Below are 2,014 nucleotides of genomic sequence, written 5' to 3'. Positions count from 1 at the left end.
GGTCCCCCTGCGACACAACGTTGGCGTCGTCGGTTGCCGGCTGTTTTGGCCCAGATCTGTCGCGTTCGTCGTTGGGTTTATGGTGCCCGTCGTTGATGGTGACTCGCAGTGGACATTGTTAGGTTGTCGGTGCGGAGGTGTCGGCGGCGTCGAGGGCGGCGTCGGTGAGAAGGGGCATTAGGGCTAGGAGGCCGAGGGTGAGTAGTCCCATGATTCCGAACATGGCTTGCAGTCCGAGCCAGTGGGCGAGGAGGCCGCCCGCCGCGGCTCCGATGGGCATGGTGCCCCATGCGAGTAAGCGATAGACGCTGTTGACCCTGCCCAATAAATGGTTGGGTGTGATGCGCTGACGCAGCGACACGGTGATCACGTTCCAGAGCACGATCAGCAGTCCTCCGATGAAGAAGATCGGACCGAGAATAAATGGATTGTCGGTGACGGCGGGGGCGCCGACGAAGACTGCGACCCCGACGATGGTGAGCGTCAGGGCCCGTGATCGACCGAGGCGCGCTTCGAGCCGATCGGCCAAGATCGAGCCGAGGAAGGCGCCGAGAGCCGAGGTCGTCAGCAGCAGGCCGTAGCCCGCCCCTGACAATCCCATCTGTGAGGTCGGGCCCACGGCGAAGAGCACCAGGAGGGCGAACGCGGCGCTGGAGGCGAAGTTGAACATGCCGGTCATCACAGCGAGGGTGCGAAGGATCTTCTGGCTCCACAGGAACCGCAGCCCCTCAGCGATGTCGCCACGAAGTGTGGTCTTGTTTTCCCGTTCGATTCGGAATCTGCCCGGGACCACGAGCAGCACGCCGACGGCGATCAGCCACAGTGCGGCCGGTACGGCGAACCCGGCGATTACCCCGACGGCCATCAGTAATCCGCCAAGCGGGGGCCCAGCGAACTGATTGGCGGTGAGTTCGACGGCGTAAAGGCGTCCGTTGGCGCGGGAGAGCTGCTCCCTCTGCACGAGCTGCGGGAGGATCGACTGCGCCGACGTGTCGTAGATCGTTTCCGAGACGCCGACCAGGAATGCGACGCAGTAGAGTGCCCAGATCGAGTTGATGCCCAGAAACATGACGGCAACTAGCGCGAGCAGGAGGATCGCTCGGACGAGGTTGGCGACCAGCATCAGCTTCCGCCGGTCCAGGCGGTCGGCCAGGGCCCCTGCGGTCAGGGCGAAGACGAGCCAGGGGAGTCTCGCGGCCACAACCAATCCGGCTATCAGCGTTGGCGACTGGGTGAGCTGGATCGCTACAAGGGGCAGGACGATGGTGAACACGCCGTCCGCGAGATTGGAGAACCCGGAAGATGCCCACAGCTTCCAATAGGGCGAACCCAGCGGTATTGGGCGGGGGTGTCCTGCACGTCGGGTAGTCATCTGTTTACCCTGCCACGGTGATTGAGAAACTTCAAGGTGATTTGAATTTTTACATCAAACGGTAGTCTTGACGCATGGTGGACAAAGAACCAACAAACACGACCGCACAGAATCCGTCTGCGAGCGCGCGCGAGATCAAAGCTTTGGCGCACCCTCTTCGCCTGAGGATCCTGCGATTGTGTGGCCTCCATGAACTGACCAACAAGCAACTCGCGGATCGACTCGGCCAAGACCCGGGCACCGTGCTCTATCACGTGAGGCAATTACACGCCGCTGGATTCCTCGAACGCGGTGAAGTTCGCACCGGCGAGAGTGGCGCGCTGGAAAAGCCCTACCGATCCACAGGCCGTTCCTGGAATCTCGACACCGCGCTCAGTGACGCGGGAACAGATGCGCCCCTAGCTCCACTTGACGCGCTCCGGGACGAGCTGATGGACGCCGGGCCGGACTCCCTCGCCACACTGTCCCGCTTTGTTCTCCACCTTTCCCCCGAGAACGCGGAAAACCTCATCACCCGAGTTCAAGCCGTGCTCAACGAATTCGTAGACAGCGATGAAGGCCGATCTGACCAGCCGGCATTCGGCGGAATGTTCGTCCTGCATCGCACATCCGACTGAGGCCCAAATGTCTCGTAGGGGGTTC

The 2,014-nt window shown here is 62.2% G+C and carries 2 protein-coding genes; one reads left to right on the top strand and one right to left on the bottom strand.

All coding sequences use genetic code 11. From position 1 onward, the window contains the following. Positions 1–118 precede the first annotated feature (118 nt). A complete protein-coding gene (locus E3T55_RS18060; protein ID WP_134520935.1) occupies positions 119–1,372 on the bottom strand; it encodes an MFS transporter in 1,254 nt (417 codons plus the stop codon). 74 nt (positions 1,373–1,446) lie between these two features. Between E3T55_RS18060 and E3T55_RS18055 the strand changes: the two genes are divergently transcribed. After that, positions 1,447–1,989 carry an ArsR/SmtB family transcription factor gene (locus E3T55_RS18055; protein ID WP_134520934.1) on the top strand — a complete coding sequence of 181 codons (543 nt, stop codon included), beginning with the start codon at positions 1,447–1,449 and terminating at the stop codon, positions 1,987–1,989. The last annotated feature ends 25 nt before the right edge of the window (positions 1,990–2,014 follow it).

Source organism: Cryobacterium frigoriphilum (assembly GCF_004403305.1).
GTDB lineage: Bacteria > Actinomycetota > Actinomycetes > Actinomycetales > Microbacteriaceae > Cryobacterium > Cryobacterium frigoriphilum.
The sequence above is the reverse complement of the archived record's forward strand: the minus strand, read 5'-3'. Positions and strand labels throughout refer to the sequence as shown.

Coding starts and splice junctions, on each gene's coding strand:
- E3T55_RS18060 (WP_134520935.1), bottom strand. CDS start 1,372: ATGACTACCCGACGTGCAGGACACCCCCGCCCAATACCGCTGGGTTCG.
- E3T55_RS18055 (WP_134520934.1), top strand. CDS start 1,447: ATGGTGGACAAAGAACCAACAAACACGACCGCACAGAATCCGTCTGCG.